We start from the raw sequence: 20,709 nt of genomic DNA, 5'->3' as shown, positions 1-20,709 counted from the left end.
CCGTGACCCAGTCCGCCGCCACCACGACTGCCACCGCTGAACCGACCACCACCGGATCGCGCACCGCCGACTCCCCGACACCGAGCACGTCGCCGGTCGCAGGCGGCACGGCAACTCCTGACACCACGGCGCCGACCGCCGATCGATCCGCCCCGACCGCGCTCGTCGTCCTCGGCCACCATCGCGCCGATTCACTGTCGGCCCACATCGCCCGCCGGGCCGCCGACCGGCTCACCGCCGCCGGCTACGCGATCGACTTCCTCGACCTGCACGCCGAGAACTTCGACCCACGCATGACCGTGGCCGACCAGCCCGACTGGGGCAATCGCGACAAGGTCTACTCCCCCACGGTCGAGGCGCACATGCGGCGCATGCTGGCCGCCGACGTCATGGTCGTGGTGTTCCCGGTCTATTGGCAGAGCGTGCCCGCGCTGCTCAAGGGTTGGATCGACAGCGTCTGGAACTACGGTTTCGCCTACGGCCGCAGCAAGCCCCGGCTGGCGGGCAAGCGCATCCTCTGGCTCGGATTGGCCGGAGCGACAGCGGATGACGAGATCATCCCCGGCATGCAGCAGCTGCTGGAGGCCCAGCTCAACGTGGGCCTGGCCGAATACGCGGGCATCACGAATTCCCGGGTCGGCCTGCTCCCCGATGCCGAGGAGCAGCCCCAAAGTATCGACGCCGAGGGCAATCTCGTGATCGGCGAGGCGATCAGCGGTGACGCGCGCACCGCCCACTACGCCGCGTTCGACGCGAAAGCCGAGGCCTTCGTCGACGAGTTGCTCGCCGTCGACCTCGTCACGGCCTGACCCCCGTCGACGCGCAGTGGCCCCTGGCCGGTCACTGCGCGCTCGGGTGCACCTCCCGAGCCAGGCCGACCGTGTCACAGTCCGGCGTAATCACACAATTCGGCGCGAAAGAATCAGAAAACTGATTCTCGGACGCCGTTTTGTGCGATTACGCCGGTCGAACTCTCGGTCACAAGCCGACGAGCGCGCGGCGCAGCACGCCGTAAAGCTCGGTGGGGTTGCCGGACTCGGCGGCGGACTTGTCGATCAGGTCGATGGCGGCGGCGGTGAACTCGTCGCTCTGCGGCTGTACATAGTCCGCCGGGTTGTCGACGCCAGGGGCAAACCCCTCGAGCAAGGCCGCCACCGACTGGAGGAACGGCGCCGTCAACTCGGACAGTCGTGCTGCTGAGCCACCGATGGAACGCACCATCGTGCCGCCCTGGCGGAACGCGGCGAACATGGCGTACATGGCACCCAGGATCGACACGTCGTACATAGCGGCGGCGCCGAGGTCTTCGCCGACGAATTCGGCGCGACCGAACAACTCCAGTACCGCGCGGAATCGCTCGAATCCGCCGGTCGCACCGCTGTAGAGCACGAAAGCCTCAGGTCCGCCGATCATTTCGGGCACCGCCATGATGCCGCCGTCGATCAATTCGACCTCGTTCGCCTCAGCCCAGCGTCCCAGCGAACGTGCCTGCTCGGGCGAGGTGGTGGTCAGGTTGACCACCACCTTCCCGCGCACCTGGTCCGCGGCGGGCTCGAGATGTTCCCGTACCGCGGCATCATCGAGCACGCATAGGACGACCAGATCCCCCGCCGCCATCGCCTCGGCGGAATTCGCCGCGACCTTCGCACCATCGGAAACCAGCGCTTCAGCCCGCGCCGCAGTGCGGTTCCATACCGTCACCTCGTGGCCACCGGCCAGCAGTGCCTTCGCCAGTGCGGTACCCATCACTCCGAGTCCGATAACCGAAACATGCTGTGCCGCAGCTTGGTTGACCATTTTTCTCCTAGTTCCGAAGCTCTGCGCCGCCGATCAGCAACGCCCTCCTAGAATCACCTGTTGCGCTACACTGGACAAGTACCGACTATGAAGTGCAATACCCACCAAAAGGTAAGTAAGGCGAGCATGAAGCAACGCGAGCGCCCATATTCCTGCGAACTCGACGCCGCTCTCGACGTCGTCGGCGGCAAGTGGAAAGCCCTGATCCTGTGGGCTCTGTCCACCGGCACCCAGCGCTTCGGCGACCTGAAACGCCTGATCCCGGGCGTTACCGAGAAGATGCTGATCCAGCAGCTACGCGAGCTCGAACACGACGGGATCATCAGCCGCGAGGTTTACGCGCAGGTGCCTCCGAAGGTCGAGTACTCGCTCACCGACCGCGGAGTCTCACTCAACGCGGCGCTGGCCGCCCTCGGCGCCTGGGGTAGGGAGAACATGACGCACATCTGCGCAGTCAAAGGCGTAGACGCGCCCGTGCACTGACGAAGATCAGCCGTCGAAGAGACCTTCTGTACCCGGATAAGCGCGGCGTGACCTTGCGTCAAAGATGTTGCGGCACCGGAACTTATCGCCTGCGCCGCATCCGATCAAGCCTGCGTCCCCGCCCACTTCTGGCCGGTGATCCGCTCGTAAGCCTCTTCGTACTTGCGGCGAGTTCCTTCGACGACGTCAGCCGGGATCTCGGGGCCCGGGTATTCCTTGTTCCAGCCGGTCGAAGTCGACCAGTCGCGCACGAACTGCTTGTCGAACGACCGCTGGGCGCGACCCGGCTCCCACTCGTCGGCAGGCCAGAACCGCGAGGAATCCGAGGTCAGCACCTCGTCACCGAGGGTGAGAACATCACCGTCCCAACCGAATTCGACCTTCGTATCGGCGACGATCACACCTGCCTTCGCAGCATGCTCGGCCCCACGCGAGTAGATCTCGAGGGTCAGATCGCGCAGCTTCTCCGCGACCTCACGGCCCTCCTGGTTCACCACATCGGCGAAACTGATCGCCTCGTCGTGCCCCTCGGAAGCCTTCGTCGACGGCGTGAAAGTAGGCTCGGGCAGCTTGTCCCCGTCGCGCAGACCCGCAGGCAGCGCGATCCCCGACACGGTCCCCGACCGCTGGTACTCCTTGAGACCGGAGCCCGTGAGATACCCGCGCGCGATGCACTCGACCTGCAGCATCTTCAACGGCTTCACCCGAATCCCACGCCCGGCGAACTCCGCGGGCACATCGGTCGCCGAGACCACATGATTCGGGATCCCGGTGAAGTACTCGAACCACCAGTTCGACAACTGCGTCAGCAGCGCGCCCTTGTCCGGAATCGGCGTCGGCAGCACCACGTCATACACCGAAACCCGGTCCGACGCGACGAGCAGCAGGGTATCGCCGTCCTCATAGAGGTCACGGACTTTCCCCGCGTGCACGTGCTTCAACGTCGAACCTCCTGGTGAGTGCCTACATACTGAGTATGTAGGACTCTACCGACCGCGCCGGGCGCGCGATCATTCCTGGTCACCGCGACGCGGGACCGGTCACATTCCCGGTGTCGCGGTCATGACCGGATCGCGGCCACCGGGTCGAGGCGCCGCCGTGTGCCGGGGCCTTCGCCGAAGTCGCGCCCGGCTCGCGCGGCCGGGACCCCATCGCATCGGCCACTCGCACCCCGCACGCTCGAGCCGGGCCGAAACTCGGGAGCGGGCGGCGACCGCAAGTGGCATTGTGGACGGCGAACTACCGTGCCGTGTTCGTCGACGACGAAGGAGATCAATGTCTGCCCCGAATCTCACCCGCGACCAGGCGGTCGAACGCGCGGCCGTGGTGGCCGTGCGGAACTACCGGATCGAACTCGACCTCACCGATCAGCCGCGCGGTGCCGGGTCCGAGGTGTCGGACACGTTCGGATCCAAGACCACGGTCGCCTTTACCGCCACTGCCGGGGCGAGTACCTACATCGATCTGGTGGCCGCGCGGGTGCGGTCGGCGGTGCTCAACGGGGTGGCCCTCGACGTGAGTGGTTATGACGAGTCGACCGGGATCGCGCTGCCGGAGCTGGCCGAGAACAACGAACTTGTCGTCGAGGCCGACTGCGAGTACTCGCACACCGGCGAGGGCCTGCACCGGTTCGTCGATCCGACCGACGACAATGTGTACCTGTACTCGCAGTTCGAGACCGCCGATGCCAAGCGGATGTTCGCCTGCTTCGATCAGCCCGATCTCAAGGCCACCTTCGACATCGTCGCCACCGCGCCCGAGGACTGGGCGGTCATCTCCAACGGTGCCGATATCGAGCAGCACAAGGTCGGCGCCGTCGTGCGCCACACCTTCGCCACCACGCCGCGGATGAGCACCTACCTGGTCGCCATGATCGCGGGACCGTACGCGAAGTGGTCCGACACGTTCAGCGATGCCAGCGGTGAGATCCCCCTTGGCCTGTACTGCCGTGCGTCGCTGGCCGAGTACATGGACGCCGAGCGGCTGTTCACCGAGACCAAGCAGGGTTTCGAGTTCTACCACAACAACTTCGGTGTGCCGTACGCGTTCGGCAAGTACGACCAGCTGTTCGTGCCCGAGTTCAACGCGGGCGCGATGGAGAACGCGGGCGCGGTCACCTTCCTCGAGGACTACGTGTTCCGGTCCAAGGTGACCCGCGCGTCGTATGAGCGTCGTGCCGAGACCGTGCTGCACGAGATGGCGCACATGTGGTTCGGCGACCTGGTCACCATGAAGTGGTGGGACGACCTGTGGTTGAACGAGTCGTTCGCGACCTTCGCCTCGGTGCTGTGCCAGGCCGAAGCCACCGAATACACCAGTGCCTGGACCACTTTCGCGAATGTGGAGAAGTCCTGGGCCTACCGCCAGGACCAGCTGCCCTCGACCCACCCGATCGCCGCCGACATCCCCGACCTGCACGCGGTGGAGGTCAACTTCGACGGAATCACCTACGCCAAGGGTGCTTCGGTGCTCAAGCAGCTCGTGGCTTACGTGGGGCTGCAGCCGTTCCTGGCCGGACTGCGCGACTACTTCGCCGAACATGCTTACGGCAACGCCACTTTCGACGATCTGCTGGCCGCGCTGGAGAAGGCGTCGGGGCGTGACCTGTCCGACTGGGGCGCGCAGTGGCTCAAGACCACCGGGCTCAATATCCTGCGCCCCGATTTCACCGTCGCTGCCGACGGCACCTTCGCGAACTTCGCGGTCGTGCAGGAAGGCGCGGCGCCCGGTGCGGGCGAGTATCGGGTGCACCGGATCGCGATCGGCGTCTACGACGATGTCGACGGAAAGTTGGTGCGCACCAAGCGAGTCGAGCTCGACCTCGACGCCGCCGGGCGCACCGAGGTACCCGAACTGGTCGGCGTGCCGCGCGGTGCGCTGGTGCTGGTCAACGACGACGACCTCACCTACTGCTCGCTGCGTCTCGACCCCGATTCCCTCGACGTGGTCGTGCAGCGCGTCGGTGACATCGCCGACTCGCTGCCGCGCACCCTGGCCTGGTCGGCAGCCTGGGAGATGACCCGGCAGGCCGAGATGAAGGCCCGCGATTTCGTGGCACTCGTGCAGCGCGGGATCGGCTCCGAATCCGAGATCGGGGTGGTGCAGCGCCTGCTCATGCAGGCCGCCACCGCCATCTCGAGCTACGCCGACCCGGCGTGGGCCGACCAGGAAGGCTGGCCGGCCTACGCCGACCGGCTGCTCGAACTGGCTCGCGCCGCCGAGGCCGGTTCGGACTACCAGCTGGCCTTCGTCAACGCGCTGACCGGGTCGAAGCTGGAAGCACGCCACCTCGACGTGCTGGCCCAGCTGCTCGACGGCGACCCCACCGCAGCCGGTCTGGCCGGGCTCACCATCGACACCGACCTGCGCTGGCGCGTCGTCACCGCCCTCGCAGCGGGCGGCCGGATCGACGCCGACGGCATCGAAACCCCCACCATCGACGCCGAACTGCAGGCCGACCCGACCGCGGCAGGCAAGCGCCAGGCGGCCACCGCCGCCACCGCACGCCCGATCGCCGAGGTCAAGGCACAGGCCTGGAACACCGTGATGGGCGACGACTCGGTCCCCAACATCACCGCCCGCGCCATCGTCGGCGGCTTCGCCCCCGCAGGCCAGGGCGACCTGCTCGCCCCCTACGTGGACAAGTACTTCGCCGAGATCCCCGCCGTCTGGGACCGCCGCTCGAGTGAAGTAGCCCAAACCGTCGTCATCGGCCTCTACCCCCACTGGGCGATCACCGAAGAAGCAGTAACCAAAGCCGACGACTTCCTCGCAGGCAACCACCCACCCGCCCTCTACCGCCTGGTCTCCGAAGGCCGAGCAGGCATCGAACGCTCCCTCCGCGCAAGAGAATTCGACGCGAAGTAAGTAGTTCGACTCCGAGAGCCCGGTAGTGCGGTTTCGCACGCCGGGCTCTCGTCGTGTCCGGGACCGGCGACGGCGGTAAGTCGGCTCGCTGCTGTGAGCAGATCCGCTGACGGCAGCATCGGCGGCGAAACCTTCTGCGCGCGAGGCACCGTGGACTCATGGCACACGACGAAAAACCCCCGATGTTCACCTGGCGAACCCGCGAGCAACTGTTCGCCCGCCGCATCCTCGTCCTCGACGGCCCCCTCGACGACGACAACGGCACCCTGCTGATCACCCAACTACTCACCCTCGGCGCCCAGAGCCCCGAAGCCGGAATCTCCCTGTGGATCCACTCCCCCGGCGGTTCCGTCCCCTCGATGCTGGCGATCCGCGACGTGATGCGACTCGTCCCCTGCGAAGTATCCACCCTGGCACTCGGATTGGCGTGCAGCGCAGGACAATTCCTACTGTCCTCGGGCACCCCCGGCAAGCGGTACGCCCTACCGCACGCCCGCGTCCTCATGCACCAGGGTTCAGCGGGAATCGGCGGCAGCGCAGTAGAAGTGGAAGTACAGGCCGACGACCTGCGCCACACCGTCGACACCGTGCTCGGCCTCATCGCCGCCGACACCGGCCAACCCTTCGACCGCATCTACGAGGACTCCCTGCACGACCGCTGGTTCACCGCACCCCAAGCCCTCGACTACGGGTTCATCGACCACATCGTCGAATCGTTCGACCAGGTCATCCCGAACCGCCACCGCATCGGGATCACCACATGAGAAACACTGCCGCACACAGGTTCCCGTCGCTGACGCGCAAGGTACTCGCTGCCACAGACCGCGAGCAGGGCCCACAGCGCGGGGTGGGCATCGTCGCCTCGGTGCCGTTCGGTGGCGGACTCGCCGCAGCGGACCTCCCGTACTCCACGTCGTTCAGCTACCTCAGGAAGGCCAGCGCATGACCTACACGATCCCGAATGTGGTGTCCCAGCACCGCGGCGGCGGTGAGCGGATCACCGACATCTACTCACACCTGCTCAGCGAGCGCATCGTCTACCTGGGCACCCCCATCGACTCCGGCGTCGCCAACGCCCTCATCGCCCAACTCCTGCACCTGGAATCCGACAGCCCCGGCCAGGCGATCAGCCTCTACATCAACTGCGAGGGCGGCGACCTCTCCGCCATGCTCGCCGTCTACGACACCATGCGATTCATCACGGCCCCCGTGCACACCACCTGCGTCGGCCAGGCGATCGCGGTCGGTGCGGTCCTGCTCGCGGGCGGCGCACCCGGCCATCGCGCGATGCTCCCACACACGCGAATCGTGTTGCACCAGCCCGCGACTCGCGGTCAGGGCACCATCCCGGACCTGATCCTGCAGGCCGACGAGATCGTCCGCATGCGTGCGGCGATCGAGGCGATCCTGGCCAAGCACACCGGTCAGACCCCGGAAACTCTGCGCCGCGACACCGACCGCGACCGCGTCTTCACCGCCGACACCGCGCTCGACTACGGCCTGGTCGACCGAGTTCTGCACGAACGCGAGTGATCGGCCGAGCTACGAGACCACGCTGGACGGACATTTCCACCCCGGATCGGTCCGAATATCGACCGAATCGCCGAAGAGTGACCGTCCAGCGTGGCGGTACGGTCCGAGCGCCGGACTCCGTGCACCAGCCGCTCTGACGGAGACTGCACCGAGGCGGCGTCGGCACTCACTGCTTTTCGATGCGGTCCAGGTAGACCCGGCGGACATCGTCGTCCACCCGGGTGATGGCGGCGTCGTCGTGGGCGGCCTTGCGGACAGCGCGCATCACCGACTCCGGGACCAACCCCACGGCATTCGCCAGCGCGCCGACATACCCGGGGACCGCCGTTTCGGCCGCACGGGTCTTGACCGTGCGGACCACGGCGGCGGCGATGTCCTCCGGGTCGACGGCGGGCAGGATGCCGTAGTCGATGCCTGAGCTGAGCTCGGTGCGCACCGCCGACGGCAGCACTGCACTCACGCTCACCCCGGTGGCGTCCATCTCCAGCCGGGTGGCCGCGGTCAGACCGACCACCGCGAACTTGCTGGCGTTGTAGACGGCGAGACCTTTGAGCGGGAACTTGCCTGCCAGCGAGGCGATGTTCACGACGTGGCCGTAGCCGCGCTCGACCATGCCCGGCAGTGCCAACCGCATGCCGTGGATGACGCCGTAGACGTTGACGTCCATGGTGAGTTGGTCGATGCGGTCGGACTGGTCGAGGAACGGGCCGTTGGGCATCACGCCCGCGTTGTTCACCAGCACGTCCAGCGGGCCGCGCCACTGCGCGGTCGCGTCGAGAAACGTTGCGTAGGAGGTCTTGTCGGTGACGTCGAGGGCATGGCCCATCGCGTGCTCGCCGAGGTCGGCGGCGGCCTGCACGGCCAGCGCTTCGTCGAGGTCACCGAGTGCGACGTACGCGCCGGCCTCGATGAAAGCTTTGGCGGTGGCGAGTCCGATGCCGCGGGCGGCGCCGGTGATCGCGATGGTGGCGCCTTCGAGGTCGATCCGTGGGTAGCTCATATCGTGGCCTCTCGTCGAACGTTCACGCTGATGGATGATGCGCCCTGCGTGCGGGCAACTCGCGTGGTGTCGGGGCTCATGCGGGCACCGGCGCGTGGGTGATGGTGAAGTCGGTCGGGTCGAAGGTGGCGACGCGGGTGGTGAGTTCGCCGGTGGACCATGGCCAGCTGAAACTGTTGCGGCCGTTGGCATCCATGTAATAGCTGTGGCAGCCGCCCGCGTTGTAGACGGTGCCGGCCAGTGCGGCCTGCACCTGGTCGACGTAGCGCGCCTGCACCTCGGGACGCACATCCAGCGCCGCCCAGCCCACGCGGCGGGCCTTCTCGATCGCCGAGACGAGGAAGGCGACCTGGGCTTCGAGAATGGCGAACGCCGACGAATGACCGGTGCCGAGGCTGGGGCCGAGCACGGTGAAGGCGTTGGGGAAACCGGTGGTGACGGTGCCGAGATAGGCCTCGGGCGAGCCGTTCCAGTGCTCGGCCAGCGTCCGGCCGTCGGCGCCGCGCACGATCTCGGCCAGCGGGGTGTCGAGGATGTGGAAGCCGGTGCCGAGGATGACGGCGTCGACCTCGGCGGTGGTGCCGTCGGCGCCGACCACGGTGTTGCCGCGAAATTCGGTGACCCCGGTGGCGTGCACGTCGACGTTGGCGCGGGTCAGCGACTGAAGGTAGCTGTTGGAGAACAGGATTCGCTTGCAGCCGAGCAGATAGTCCGGGGTGAGTTTCGCCCGCAGTGCCGGATCACGCACCACCGCACGCAGATACGCCGAACCGACGGCCTGCACGGTCTGCATCAGCGGCCTCGGGTGCCGGAACGCGACGCCGAGACCTTCCATCATGCCGTACTCGATCGAGCGCAATGCCTTGTGCGCGAAGGGGAATCGTCGCATCACCCGCTTCTCGAAGCCGGGTACGCGATGATCGAGCTTCGGCAGCACCCATTGGGCGGTGCGCTGGAACAGGTGCAGTCGCGCGACGTCGGGCACGATCGCGGGCACGAACTGCACCGCCGACGCACCGGAACCGACCACCGCGACCCGCTTGCCGCGCAGGTCGTAGTCGTGATTCCAGCGCGCGGAATGGAAGACCTCGCCGGGGAATTCGGCAAGGCCGGGGATCGAAGGAAGGTTCGGTTCGTTCCACGGGCCTGCGGCCGAGACGACGAAGCGCGCCGTCAGCTCACCCTCGCTGGTCTCGATCCGCCAGAGGTTCTCGGCGCTGTCCCACCGGCTGCCGAGTACCGCTACTCCGAAGCGGGTGCGTTCGGCCAGCCCGTGCTCGCGGGCGACCGTGTCGACATAGTCGAGGATCTCGGGCTGGGTCGCGAACAGTCGCGACCATTCGCTGTTGGGCGCGAAGGAGAACGAGTACAGGCCGGACGGTACATCGCACGCGCAGCCGGGATAGGTGTTGGCACGCCAAGTGCCACCGAATGTTTCGGCCTTCTCCACGATCACCACGTCATCGACGCCGGCCTCGACCAGCTTGATCGCGGCGCAGATGCCGGAGATCCCGCCACCGATCACGACTACTTCGTGGTGCTGGGTCATCAGATTTCTCCTTCGAGCGATGCAGGTGGAACGGTGCCGGCGCAACTGGTCGGTCGCCGGCCGCCGATCATGCGAATTCGCGGTGGGCGGTGCGGATCGCCTCGGCGAGCCGGGCTGGGACGTCTCGCCGAGCGGCAGCCAGGGTGGCCGGTCGGCGAGCGGAGTCCATGAAGTTCGGGCCCATCGCGGCGAGTTCACCGGGGCCCGGTTCGATCCGGATCACGCGCGTACCCGCGGCCCGCAGCAAGGCCACTTCGCGGTCGAGGCCGCGGGTCATCTGCGCGCGGAGCAGCCGCTCGACGCGGTCCAGGCCGGTCGCCGGTGCGCCACCCGCCGAGGTCATCGGCGCGATGATCACCACCTCGTCGAGTTCGAGCGGCAGGAGCAGATCAGCCGACACCGACGACACCGACCCGCCGTCGACGTAGGACCGCCCGCCGATCCGCACAGGCGGGAACCAGCCGGGGATCGCCCATGACGCGGCGATTGCCTCGCCCAAGTCGGCGGGTGTTTCGCCCTGCGCACCGAACGCGGTCCGCGCACCAGTGGAGGCGTCGGCGGCGACCAGCCAAGTGGCAGGGTGGCTCACCCAGTCGTCGGCGCCTGCCAGGGCTCGGCCGTAGGCGCGCAGCCATCCGGCGTCGCCGCGACCGCGGGGTAGGAGGCCGGCCAGCGCGGTGTAGGGCGACCCAGCGCGCACACCGGCGCCGATCAGGCCGGGCCCCGGTAGGCCGAGGCCGGGCAGCGGCGGCAGCTTGCCCGGGTCCACCGCCACGTGTTGCGCGAGCACCGCGTCGGCGCCGGGGGTGGCGTCGAGGGCGGCGAGCAGGTCGATCGGCGTCCGGCCGGAACCGAGTGCGGCCACGATCTCCGCGCCGGCCGATGTGCCGATCAGGACATCGGCGGTGCGCACATCCCAGTTCATGGCGCGTTCGACGGCGTCGAGGGCAACAGCGGTCCAGGCGAAGCCGAGCAGGCCGCCGCAACCGATGGCGAGACCGCGTCGTGTTGTCATGATTCGAATACTAACGGTATTCGAATTCCGGCGGTAGCCCATTTTGCTAAACTCCCGCATATGGCCAGGATGACGCGCAAGGAGTCACACGCACTCACTCGTGAACGGCTGGTCGAGACCGCGAAGCGGTTGTTCATGGCCGACGGCTACAACGTGACCTCACTGGAGAAGGTGGCCACCGAGGCCGGATTCTCCAAGGGCGCGGTGTACTCCAACTTCGCAACCAAGCACGAATTGGGCCTGGCCGTGCTCGACGTCGTGCATGTGGAGCGGGCCCAGTCGCTCGTCGACGCGATGCTGGCGCACGACACCATGGCCGAGCGGATCGACGGTTTCGCGCGGTGGGCCGACGAGAACATCGGCGATGTCGGCTGGACCGCGCTCGAGGTCGAGTTCGCGACGAGCACCCGGCACATGCCCGAGGTGCGCACCGAACTCGCCGAACGCCGAAGCACCCTCACCGCGATGCTGGCCACGGTGATCCAGACCCAGGCGGATCAGCTCGGCTTGAAGCTGCCGATGTCAGCCGAAGACAGTGCGCTGCAACTGCTCTCGCTCGGCATCGGCCTCGGCGTGCAGCGCGCGATCGACCCCGAACTCCCGATCAGCGCGATCGTCGACCTACTCCGCAGCCAGATCGCCGCCGCCGATGTGACGTTGGACGGTTGATCACCAGGCAACCATGGCGGTATCGCCCGAGAAGGAAAACCACCAGAGCCTGTTGATCTTGATCGGCTGATGAGTCAGGCGGCCATCAACACGGCGTTGGGTGCGATCGACATCGGGGCACCGTGGGAGGGCGCGATCTGGCGTCGGCCACCGAGCACCACCGCGACGGTCGGCACGAGTGCGTGTCGGCGCATCGATTCGGCCACCTGGGCCACGAGTTCGCCCAATGAGGTACCGAGCGCACCGGCCAGCGCCGCGATCATCTCGCTCGACGGTTCCTTGCGCCCACGCTCGACCTCGGACAGATACTGCGGCGAGATCCCCGCGCGACCCGCGGTGTCGACGAGCGTGGCGCGCTGCTCCAGGCGCAGGGCCCGCAACCGTTCGCCCAGCGCCTCACGCCAGAGTGGTTCCGGCCGCGACTGCCGTTCGCCGCGTCCGCCAGGAATCACCCGCAACCCGTTGTGCTCGCCCATACTCCGAGCGTAGGGACGTCAGCGCCGAAACACCCGCCTCTTCTGCTCTGGGCGTAACCGCGGACCGATGTGCGAATTACCGCGTGATACCGAAGCGGGCGTCGGCCCAGCTGAGGGCGTCCGCGAAAGATGCCGACACGATGTGGCTGTGGTCGACGTCGTCGTACTTGCGGTAGTCGACCGATTCGCCGCGTCCCTGCTGTTCGCGGACCATCGCATCGGTCGACGCCAGTGGGACGGTGAGGTCGGAGCGACCCTGCAGAACCAGGACAGGCACTGTGAAGTGGAGGCCGCCGGGGTCGTTGTCGTCGAGGACTCGCAGCAGCCCCGAGAGGTCGCCGTCGGTGGTGAAGACGTCCTTCGCCGACAGGCCGCCCCACTGGTCGCGCAGGCCACCGGTGCATTCGGTGTCGGCCTTCGGGAGCAGCGACACCGCGCGGTCGGTGAGGAAACGACGGGGGTCGACATCGGTGATCGTCTGGGCGCCGCGCACCAGCAGCGGCAGGTAGATCGCGATGTCGCCCGTGCCGAGCTTGCCCAGCGGGTTCGACGCCGCCCACTTCGCCATGCGGACCTGTTCGCCCAGATGCGAGGCGGGCGCGAGCGCGATGGCGCCGAGCAGTGGTGAGGCGGGCGCCCAGCCCGCGGAGTCGGCGGCGGCGAACAAGGCCGCGTGGCCGCCCTGCGAGTGCCCCATCGCCACCCAGCGCGAGCCGACGGATTTGTCGACTTCCCGTGCGGCCGTGGCGATATCGGCCATCGCGCGATGTTCGGTCTCACCGATCAGGTAGCCGTGATTGCCCGGCGTGCCCAAGCCCTGGTAGTCGGTCCTGGCGACGGCGTAACCCTTGGCCACCCAGCGGGCCTGCTCATCCCGGCTCGGCGTGGAACCCTCCGACCGCGACGCCGCGCACACATCGGCGACCCCGGTGCTTCCCGGCCCCCAGGAGATCAGCGGCCAACCACCCGCGGGCGCAACACCTTCGGGCACCGCAAGGGTCCCCGACACCGCGACCGGCTTCTCCTGCGCGTCCACCGATCGATACAGCGTGAGGTAGTTACGAGCCCCCGACACGGCGTGGCCACCGGTGAGCGGCTGGGACCGGATCACCGAACCACGCGGTCCCGGGATCGAATCCGCGCTGGGATTGTAGAAGTCGGAAAGGGGTGCGGCCGAGGCGAACTCGACGGGCTTGCTGTCGTCGGCGCAGGCCGCGGCAGTCAGCGCCAGGCAGGCCACCACGAGCACCCGAGCGGTACGTCCGTACAAGTTTCCCCCATTACGCCGACGGCCGACAGACCGCCGACCAGGTTACTCGATGCCGCCCGGACGGCTGGGCACCCCATGATGCCCAACCGTCCGCCGGACTCAGCTCGACACCCTGCCGAGGAAATCGCGGATCAGCGCGGCGATCTCGGGTCCGTGCGTCTCCAGCGCGAAGTGGCCCGCGTCGAGCAGGTGCAGTTCGGCGTCGGGCAGGTCGCGCAGGTAGGCGCGGGCACCGTCGGGGCCGAAGATCTCGTCGTGCTCACCCCAGGCGATCAGCGTCGGCGGCTGGTATTCGGCGAAGTACTTCTGGAACTCGGGGTAGCGGTCGAGGTTGTACTTGTAGTCGGCGAACAGTTCCAGCTGGATCTCCTTGTTGCCAGGGCGGTCGAGGTAGGCCTGGTCCAGGGTCCAGGTGTCGGGGCTGACGAAGGCCAGCCGCTCGGCCGGAACACCGTGCGTGTACTGCCATTTCGTCGCCTCGAGCTCATACAGTGCGCGCATCTGCGGTTCGTGCGCGGCCCGGTCGTCGGCGTGGGCGAACAGCGGCTCCCAGAACGGGGTGAATCCTTCGGTGTAGGCATTGCCGCTCTGGGTGACGATCGCGCTGACCCGCTCGGGGTTGCGCGAGGCGATGCGCAGGCCGATGGGCGCGCCGTAGTCCTGGATGTAGATCGCGAACCGGTCGACACCGAGGGTGTCGAGCAGTTCCAGGGTGATCTCGGTGAGTCTTTCGAAGGTGTAGTCGAATTCGTCGACCGGCGGCATGGCGGACCGGCCGAAGCCGAGGTGATCGGGAGCGATCACGTGGTAGTCCGCGGCGAGGGCGGGAATCAGATTGCGGAACATCGCCGAGCTGGTGGGAAACCCGTGCAGGAGAACGATAGTCGGCTTGGTCGGGTCCCCGGCCTCGCGATAGAAGACGGAGTGCCCCTGGATCTCGACGGCGTTGTGGCGGGTGTGGCTCATGATGGATCTCCTCATGTCGACGAGTCAGACGGGTTAACCTTTCATCAAGCGTTTAACGGTTAGATAGGAACGTTGATTCCCGCATCGGGAAAAACTTCGAGATCGAGGAAAAGCCCGGTCGCACACCAGGTCCGCCAAAACACGAACGGCGCGTTCACCTGGTGAGGTGAACGCGCCGTTCGGCAGCGAAGAGGACTAGCGACCGATCGCGGCGGCCATCACGCGGGTGGCCGAGATCAGGCCGTCGATCAGGTTGCCCTGACGGAACGAGGCGAGGGCGGCGGTGACGCCGAGCTGGCAGATGCGGTCGTTGGCGCGCTCGGCCACGTTCGCACCGGAGCGGACCTCGATCGCGCCCTGGTTCGGGGACACGGCGATGAGCACCGAATCGGCCGACTCCGGGGTGTTCGGCAGGATCGCGTCGGCACCGGCCGCCGGATCGGAACCGAGGTCACCGAGGTAGATGTTGAAGCGGACCTTGGTGGCCCGAGTCGCCTCGGTGAGCGCGTTGTCGAGGGAGATGCGCTCGTGATCGGTGAACGGCACCTCGTCGAACACGGTGCCGGGCTCGTGCACCCCGGAAACCCGGCCGCTGCTGGTGAGGACGGACCCGTGCGGCAGGTCGGCTTCGACCACCGCGGGCCAATTAGAACTTGCCACTTGCCCGGCCTCCGATCAGCTCCGCATGCGCGGTTTCGAGAGCCGCATGACTGCCATGCGGCTCGGCGGTGTGGTGACCCGCCGCAGCGGTCACCTCATCGGTAGCACTCCACAGCACCGGCCGGTGGGTCCACTTCTGCCCGAGTGCGAAGTGGGCCGGCTTCTCACCGGGGAATGGCTTACCGAGATAGGACAAACCCGCGATCGCGAAGTAGATCGCGGCCGGGATGCCGACGAAGATCAGCACTGTCTCGAGAATGCTCACGCTCCAACGGTAGACGATGCTGTGTAGTAGTTCATCCTCCGGCTGCCCCTTGGCCGCGTGTCACACCAGCCAGGCCGCCGCGTTCGGCGCCAACCGGTCGTCGACGACCGGCGCACTCGACAGCAGCACCTCCCCCGGCGGCAACTGGATCGCACCGTCGGAGGCGTTGAGTACGCAGGTCAGCCCGCCCGGACGACGGAAGGCGAGGCAACCGTCGGGACTGCCGTACCACTCGATCGTCTGGCCTGCGAACTCCGGCCGAGTGGCGCGCAGGTCGATCGCCAAGCGGTACAGCGACAACGTCGAGTGCAGTGTTTCCAGTTGCGCTTCGACGGTGCGATCGGCCCAGTCGGCCGGGATCGGCAGCCACGGCTTGCCCTCGGTGAAACCGAATGGGGTGGCCGCGCCCTCCCACGGCATCGGGACCCGGCACCCGTCACGGCCGCGTTCCTTGTGACCCGTGCGCTCCCAGACGGGGTCTTGCAGGACCTCGTCGGGCAGGTCGTCGACGTTGGGCAGACCCAGTTCGGCGCCGTTGTAGATGAACACCGCACCGGGCAGGGCGAGTTCGACCAGCATCATCGCCCGCGCCCGCGCGACGCCGGTCTTACCGCCGCCGTAGCGGGTCACTTCGCGTTCGATGTCGTGGTTGGACAGCGTCCAGGTGGGTGGCGCGCCCGCGTCGGCGACGGCGTCGAGCGAGTGCGTGATCGCGTCGTGCACACCCTGGGCGGTGAAGGGGGTTTCGGCGAGGCGGAAGTTGAATGCCAGGTGCAGTTCGTCGGGGCGGACGTATTCGCCGAAGCGGAGGTTGTCGTCGACCCACACCTCGCCGATCGACACCGCGTCCGGATAGTCGTTCATCACCGTGCGGATGCGGCGGTGGATGGCGTGCACGCCCGGGTTGTTGAAGCGGGGATCGTCGTCGTCGTGGACGAGCATCTTGGTCTCGACCTTGTCCATGTCCGGCAGGCCATCGGGCTTGGCCATGCCGTGTGCGACGTCGAGGCGGAAACCGTCGACGCCACGGTCGAGCCAGAAGCGCAGGGTCTTCTCGAAATCGTCGGCGACCTCGGGGTTGTCCCAGTTCAGGTCGGGTTGTTCGGGCGCGAAGATGTGCAGGTACCACTGCCCCGGCTTGCCGTCGGGCTCGGTGATCCTGGTCCAGGCGGGGCCGCCGAAGATGCTCGGCCAGTTGTTGGGCGGTTGCGCCCCGTCCTTGCCGCGACCGTCGCGGAAGATGTAGCGGGCGCGTTCGGGGCTGCCCGGCGCGGCTTCCAATGCCTCGGTGAACCACGCGTGTTCGATGCTGGTGTGGTTGGGCACCAGATCCATCGTCACTTTGATCTCGCGGTCGTGTGCCTCGGCGATCAACTCGTCCAGCGCCCCCAGCCCGCCGAAGAGCGGGTCGATATCGCGTGGATCGGACACGTCGTAGCCGCCGTCGGCCTGCGGTGAACGCATCACCGGACAGATCCACAGTGCGTCTACACCCAATAGCTCCAGGTACCCCATCTTCTCGCGGACCCCGCCCAGATCGCCGACACCGTCACCATCGGAGTCGGCGAACGAACGCGGATAGACCTGATAGAACACGGCGGTTTTCCACCACGGAGCGGTGCTTGCTTCCCCCGGCACCGGCGAGGCAGGTGTCTGTGTCACACGTGCAATATTGCCAAAGATCGCCCGGGATAATCCTGTGGAGCGAGACTTTCTGCGAATCCCGCAAATAACCAGCGTTCGCCACGCCGTGACGAAACATCGTGGTAAAGGACCGCAACGGCGGGAAACAGGGCGGCTACCTGCCCGACATCAGCGAACACCGGGCACCCGTACGCTGGGTGAGGCAGCTACGGGGCGTTCTGTAGGGAGGCCGCGGGAATGCGGTGCACGCCTGGGATCAGCTCGGCGAATTCTGCAGGGAAGCCGCGGCCATGTGGAAGTAGTCGAGCAGGGCCTTGCGATGCTCGTCGTCCAGGATCGCGGGTTCGATCTCACCGACCGCGATCGTCATGCACCGCATCCACGCGTCGCGCTCGAGCGGGCCGATGACGAACGGGTTGTGCCGCATGCGCAGCCGCGGATGCCCGCGTTCGTCGGAGTAGGTGCGCGGACCACCCCAGTACTGTTCGAGGAACATCCGCAGCCGGCGCTCGGCCGGGCCGAGGTCCTCCTCCGGGTACAGCGGACGCAGGATCTCGTCGGCCGCCACCTCGCGATAGAACACCGACACCAGTCGGCGAAACGTGTCCGCGCCGCCCACGGCTTCGTAGAAGGAGGTCGTTGTCTGCTCACCGGTACTCACGCGCTCCATTGTGCCCCGTTCCCCACGGTCACGAACGCGCTGCCCTTCAACCACAGTTCATCCGGAAGTTTGAAAAATAGCCGTGCAATACCGCCGGAACCATGGTCAACTGAGGTCAGTATCGGCCCCAGATACCACATGATCCTGCCAATCATGAAATTGAGGTCAAGAAGATGAAGCAGCGACCGAGCGCCCGTTCACACGAGGCGCGCACGCACCGACAACTCCAGCCCGCCGACGTCCACAACCGTGGCTCGGGGGCTGTTCCGCTGCGTATCTTGTCCGATCCCCATCCGGGCGCACATGGTCATCACGACCTGCCGCATATCCCCGCGCCTCTGCATCTCGCCGGAGACCACGACGCCGCCGCATGGCGCAAACGCCGGGTCCTGCTCCTCAACGCCACCTACGAGCCGCTCACCGCGCTGTCCGCGCGTCGCGCCGTCGTGCTGCTGATCTGCGCCAAAGCAGACGCTGTCCACGAAGATCCCGAAGGCCCGGTCCTGCATTCGGCGGGCTCCGAAGTCGCGATTCCGTCCGTCATCCGCCTGCGCACCTACGTGCGCGTGCCCTACCGCGCCCGCGTGCCGATGACCCGCGCCGCGCTCATGCATCGCGACCACTACCGATGCGGGTACTGCGGCGGCAAAGCCGAAACCATCGACCACGTGATCCCCCGCAGTCGCGGCGGCGAGCACTCGTGGGAGAACTGCGTCGCCAGCTGCGCCCCCTGCAATCACCGCAAGGCCGACAAGATGCTGGCCGACCTCGGCTGGCACCTGCGCCATCCACTGGTCTCCCCCAAAGGTCCGCACTGGCGACTGCTGTCCACCACCGCCGACCTGGATCCGATCTGGTTGCAGTACCTCGGCGAAGGAGCCGCATAAGCTCAGCGTTCCACAGACGCGCACGGCCGCAGCGTTGGCGGAGGTACGCATAACCCTCAGGCGCTTTCGATGACCATCGTCGCCCAGGTTCCCGGTTCGAGGGCTTCGAAGATGTGCGGGAGATCGCCCAGGTAGCGGATGTAGTCGCCGGGACGCATCTCCACGGGTTCGTCGGCCGGGCCCGCCATGGCGCGGCCCGCCGCCAGCACGACGTGTTCGACGACGCCGGGCGTGTGCGGATCCGAGCGGCGGGTGTGGCCGGGTTCGGCCGCGACGCGGTACACGTCACAGCGAGTCAGTGACTGGCCCGCTGCGAGCAATGTCACTCGATAGTCGGCGTCTGCCGCCGGAACGGGCGAGCCCTCGTCGGCTCGGATGACCTGAACACTGGGCCGCGGCGGATCGAGCAGCCGCGAGAACGGCATCTCCAGCGCGACACACAGTGCCCACAGGGTTTCCAGGCTGGGATTGCCGGTGCCCGATTCCAGTTGCGAGAGAGTGGATTTCGCGACGCCGGCCCGGCTGGCGACTTCGGTCAGCGACAGACCCGCGCGGGCGCGTTCGCGTCGAAGCGCGGCCGCGATCACCGCCTGGGGCGGTCCGACGACAGGGTCCTGCCGGTCCATCTGCGCCTCCTGGGGGCTGGCGATACCGCGTTGACTTTACCCACCCCTGGCGTTCAATATAAACAACATGCGTTCGATTTGGCGAACACTCGACCGGACAACCGTGGCTGCCGTAGCCGCGGCGTGCTTTGCCGTCGGCTTGTTCGGGGTGTCCTACGGTGCGTCGACGATCGCGGCCGGGTTCCCGATGTGGATGCCGATCGTGATGGCGGTGACCGTGCTCGCCGGTGGATCGGAGCTGCTGTTCTTCGGGATCGTGGCGGCCGGGGGTAGCCCGCTGGCGGCGGTGGTGGCCGGACTGCTGCTCAACGCGCGGCATCTGCCGTACGGATTGTCGGCGCCGGAGGTGTTCGGGAGTGGCTGGAAACGGGTTCTCGGCATCCACGTCCTCAATGACGAGTCGGTCGCTTTCGCCGCGGCGCCCGGCAATCAGGAACGCAAACGCGCAGCGTACTGGGCCTGCGGAATCGGTGTCGCACTGTGCTGGCCGCTGGGCGCGACCCTCGGTGCCGCACTCGGTTCGCTCGTGCCCGACACGTCCGCGCTCGGCCTGGACGCGGTGTTCCCGGTGATCCTGCTGGCACTGATCCTGCCCGCGCTGCGCGATCGTGCGACGTTGCGGCCGGTGCTGGTCGGTGCCGGGTTGGCGGTGGTGGTCGCGCCTTATGTGCCCGCCGGGCTGCCGGTGCTGATCGCGCTGGGTGGGCTGGTGTTCGCGCTTCGTCCGCCTGCCCCTGTCCTCGAGCCCGTCGAAGCGGTGGGGGCATGAACGCGCCGTACCTGCTGCCCGCCATGCTGGCCCTGGCCGTGGGAACCTACGCCCTGCGCTGGACCGGCCCCGCGATGCGTCACCGACTACGCCTGTCCCCCAGAGCAATTCACCTACTCGACACCGGCGCCCTGATCCTGCTGGCGGCGCTCGTCGCAACAGCGACACTGCCCACCGGCTCCGGCCACCTAGGCATCGCCCTCCCCGCCGGCGTCGGCGTAGGCGGAGTGCTTGCCTGGCGCCGCGCCCCCCTGCTCGTCACCGTACTGGCCGCAGCAACCACAACCGCGCTCCTGCGACTCCTCGGCGTGCACTGACCCCCGTCACACCGCCTACCCCGACCCCCACCCGCCCTACTTACTGCACCCCGATCCACCATCACCACCCTCCCCCACCCCGCACGCTAAAAACCACCCCCTACCCCACTCCCAGCAACACAGTGCACCCCGAAGCCGCCGCGCCCACACTCCCAACCCCGCACGACCCGACCTCGAGGAGGGTCCCGCCGCGCAGCGGCGGTAGCGGCCCGGCCGCGAGTTAGCCGCCGTTGCGTCCGAGGCGCAGCCTCCAGC

At 67.5% G+C, this 20,709-nt stretch carries 23 protein-coding genes; 10 read left to right on the top strand and 13 right to left on the bottom strand.

The features are described from left to right. The first annotated feature begins 2 nt into the window (after positions 1-2). Positions 3-809, top strand: coding sequence for an NAD(P)H oxidoreductase (locus tag ACFW6D_RS14435; protein WP_379328248.1), 807 nt, complete (start codon positions 3-5; stop codon positions 807-809). 169 nt (positions 810-978) lie between these two features. On the opposite strand, the gene ACFW6D_RS14430 is transcribed toward ACFW6D_RS14435, so the two are convergent. Beyond that, complete coding sequence (locus ACFW6D_RS14430; protein WP_379328246.1) at positions 979-1,797, bottom strand: NAD(P)-dependent oxidoreductase; 819 nt, start codon at positions 1,795-1,797, stop codon at positions 979-981. A gap of 126 nt (positions 1,798-1,923) precedes the next feature. Between ACFW6D_RS14430 and ACFW6D_RS14425 the strand changes: the two genes are divergently transcribed. Further along, a complete protein-coding gene (locus tag ACFW6D_RS14425; protein ID WP_379328244.1) occupies positions 1,924-2,280 on the top strand; it encodes a winged helix-turn-helix transcriptional regulator in 357 nt (118 codons plus the stop codon). A gap of 104 nt (positions 2,281-2,384) precedes the next feature. Here the strand turns inward: ACFW6D_RS14425 and ACFW6D_RS14420 are convergent, their stop codons facing one another. Continuing rightward, a complete protein-coding gene (locus ACFW6D_RS14420) occupies positions 2,385-3,221 on the bottom strand; it encodes a phosphoribosylaminoimidazolesuccinocarboxamide synthase (RefSeq protein ID WP_379328242.1) in 837 nt (278 codons plus the stop codon). Positions 3,222-3,555: 334 nt separating this feature from the next. Here ACFW6D_RS14420 and pepN point away from each other — a divergent pair, with 334 nt between their 5' ends. From pepN to ACFW6D_RS14400, 4 genes are all read left to right on the top strand, one after another. Then, on the top strand, positions 3,556-6,147 hold the full coding sequence (gene pepN / locus ACFW6D_RS14415) for an aminopeptidase N (protein WP_379328240.1): 2,592 nt from the start codon (positions 3,556-3,558) through the stop codon (positions 6,145-6,147). A 158-nt stretch (positions 6,148-6,305) separates the two neighbouring features. Further along, a complete protein-coding gene (locus tag ACFW6D_RS14410; protein ID WP_379328238.1) occupies positions 6,306-6,911 on the top strand; it encodes a ClpP family protease in 606 nt (201 codons plus the stop codon). Next, positions 6,908-7,093 carry a hypothetical protein gene (locus ACFW6D_RS14405; protein ID WP_379328236.1) on the top strand — a complete coding sequence of 62 codons (186 nt, stop codon included), beginning with the start codon at positions 6,908-6,910 and terminating at the stop codon, positions 7,091-7,093. The genes ACFW6D_RS14410 and ACFW6D_RS14405 overlap by 4 nt, the downstream gene beginning before the upstream one ends. Beyond that, complete coding sequence (locus ACFW6D_RS14400) at positions 7,090-7,680, top strand: ClpP family protease (protein ID WP_379328234.1); 591 nt, start codon at positions 7,090-7,092, stop codon at positions 7,678-7,680. Before ACFW6D_RS14405 ends, ACFW6D_RS14400 begins: the two co-directional genes overlap by 4 nt. A gap of 166 nt (positions 7,681-7,846) precedes the next feature. Here ACFW6D_RS14400 and ACFW6D_RS14395 read toward each other — a convergent pair whose 3' ends face one another. From ACFW6D_RS14395 to ACFW6D_RS14385, 3 genes are all read right to left on the bottom strand, one after another. Beyond that, on the bottom strand, positions 7,847-8,680 hold the full coding sequence (locus ACFW6D_RS14395; protein ID WP_379328232.1) for an SDR family oxidoreductase: 834 nt from the start codon (positions 8,678-8,680) through the stop codon (positions 7,847-7,849). Positions 8,681-8,756: 76 nt separating this feature from the next. Further along, positions 8,757-10,229 (bottom strand): flavin-containing monooxygenase, encoded by a 1,473-nt coding sequence (locus tag ACFW6D_RS14390; RefSeq protein WP_379328230.1) that lies wholly within the window; start codon positions 10,227-10,229, stop codon positions 8,757-8,759. 67 nt (positions 10,230-10,296) lie between these two features. Further along, a complete protein-coding gene (locus ACFW6D_RS14385) occupies positions 10,297-11,244 on the bottom strand; it encodes a patatin-like phospholipase family protein (RefSeq protein ID WP_379328228.1) in 948 nt (315 codons plus the stop codon). A 60-nt stretch (positions 11,245-11,304) separates the two neighbouring features. Between ACFW6D_RS14385 and ACFW6D_RS14380 the strand changes: the two genes are divergently transcribed. After that, complete coding sequence (locus tag ACFW6D_RS14380; protein ID WP_379328226.1) at positions 11,305-11,913, top strand: TetR/AcrR family transcriptional regulator; 609 nt, start codon at positions 11,305-11,307, stop codon at positions 11,911-11,913. Positions 11,914-11,987: 74 nt separating this feature from the next. Here ACFW6D_RS14380 and ACFW6D_RS14375 read toward each other — a convergent pair whose 3' ends face one another. From ACFW6D_RS14375 to ACFW6D_RS14345, 7 genes are all read right to left on the bottom strand, one after another. Then, entirely contained in the window at positions 11,988-12,389 is a 402-nt protein-coding gene (locus tag ACFW6D_RS14375; RefSeq protein ID WP_379328224.1) for a helix-turn-helix domain-containing protein, read from the bottom strand. 76 nt (positions 12,390-12,465) lie between these two features. Then, positions 12,466-13,659 (bottom strand): lipase family protein, encoded by a 1,194-nt coding sequence (locus ACFW6D_RS14370; protein ID WP_379328223.1) that lies wholly within the window; start codon positions 13,657-13,659, stop codon positions 12,466-12,468. 99 nt (positions 13,660-13,758) lie between these two features. After that, positions 13,759-14,625, bottom strand: a complete 867-nt coding sequence (locus ACFW6D_RS14365; protein WP_379328221.1) for an alpha/beta fold hydrolase — start codon at positions 14,623-14,625, stop codon at positions 13,759-13,761. Positions 14,626-14,820: 195 nt separating this feature from the next. Continuing rightward, positions 14,821-15,285 carry a DUF5130 domain-containing protein gene (locus ACFW6D_RS14360; protein WP_379328219.1) on the bottom strand — a complete coding sequence of 155 codons (465 nt, stop codon included), beginning with the start codon at positions 15,283-15,285 and terminating at the stop codon, positions 14,821-14,823. After that, positions 15,272-15,550: a hypothetical protein gene (locus tag ACFW6D_RS14355; RefSeq protein ID WP_194829561.1), complete on the bottom strand. Its 279-nt coding sequence runs from the start codon at positions 15,548-15,550 to the stop codon at positions 15,272-15,274. Before ACFW6D_RS14355 ends, ACFW6D_RS14360 begins: the two co-directional genes overlap by 14 nt. A 60-nt stretch (positions 15,551-15,610) precedes the next feature. Then, positions 15,611-17,212 (bottom strand): alpha-amylase family glycosyl hydrolase, encoded by a 1,602-nt coding sequence (locus ACFW6D_RS14350; RefSeq protein ID WP_379328217.1) that lies wholly within the window; start codon positions 17,210-17,212, stop codon positions 15,611-15,613. Positions 17,213-17,450: 238 nt separating this feature from the next. After that, positions 17,451-17,864, bottom strand: a complete 414-nt coding sequence (locus ACFW6D_RS14345) for a globin (protein ID WP_379328215.1) — start codon at positions 17,862-17,864, stop codon at positions 17,451-17,453. 164 nt (positions 17,865-18,028) lie between these two features. On the opposite strand from ACFW6D_RS14345, the gene ACFW6D_RS14340 reads away from it, so the two are divergent. Beyond that, positions 18,029-18,742 (top strand): HNH endonuclease, encoded by a 714-nt coding sequence (locus ACFW6D_RS14340; protein ID WP_379328213.1) that lies wholly within the window; start codon positions 18,029-18,031, stop codon positions 18,740-18,742. Between the two features lie 56 nt (positions 18,743-18,798). Here the strand turns inward: ACFW6D_RS14340 and ACFW6D_RS14335 are convergent, their stop codons facing one another. After that, the gene (locus ACFW6D_RS14335; protein WP_379328211.1) at positions 18,799-19,368 is read right to left on the bottom strand and encodes a helix-turn-helix domain-containing protein; all 570 of its coding nucleotides are present in this window, start codon (positions 19,366-19,368) and stop codon (positions 18,799-18,801) included. Between the two features lie 67 nt (positions 19,369-19,435). On the opposite strand from ACFW6D_RS14335, the gene ACFW6D_RS14330 reads away from it, so the two are divergent. Next, positions 19,436-20,137, top strand: coding sequence for an AzlC family ABC transporter permease (locus ACFW6D_RS14330; RefSeq protein WP_379328209.1), 702 nt, complete (start codon positions 19,436-19,438; stop codon positions 20,135-20,137). Then, positions 20,134-20,454 carry an AzlD domain-containing protein gene (locus tag ACFW6D_RS14325; protein ID WP_379239556.1) on the top strand — a complete coding sequence of 107 codons (321 nt, stop codon included), beginning with the start codon at positions 20,134-20,136 and terminating at the stop codon, positions 20,452-20,454. The genes ACFW6D_RS14330 and ACFW6D_RS14325 overlap by 4 nt, the downstream gene beginning before the upstream one ends. Positions 20,455-20,709 lie beyond the last annotated feature (255 nt).

The organism is Nocardia sp. NPDC058705, assembly GCF_042749305.1.
Taxonomy (GTDB): Bacteria; Actinomycetota; Actinomycetes; order Mycobacteriales; family Mycobacteriaceae; genus Nocardia.
The sequence above is the reverse complement of the archived record's forward strand: the minus strand, read 5'-3'. Positions and strand labels throughout refer to the sequence as shown.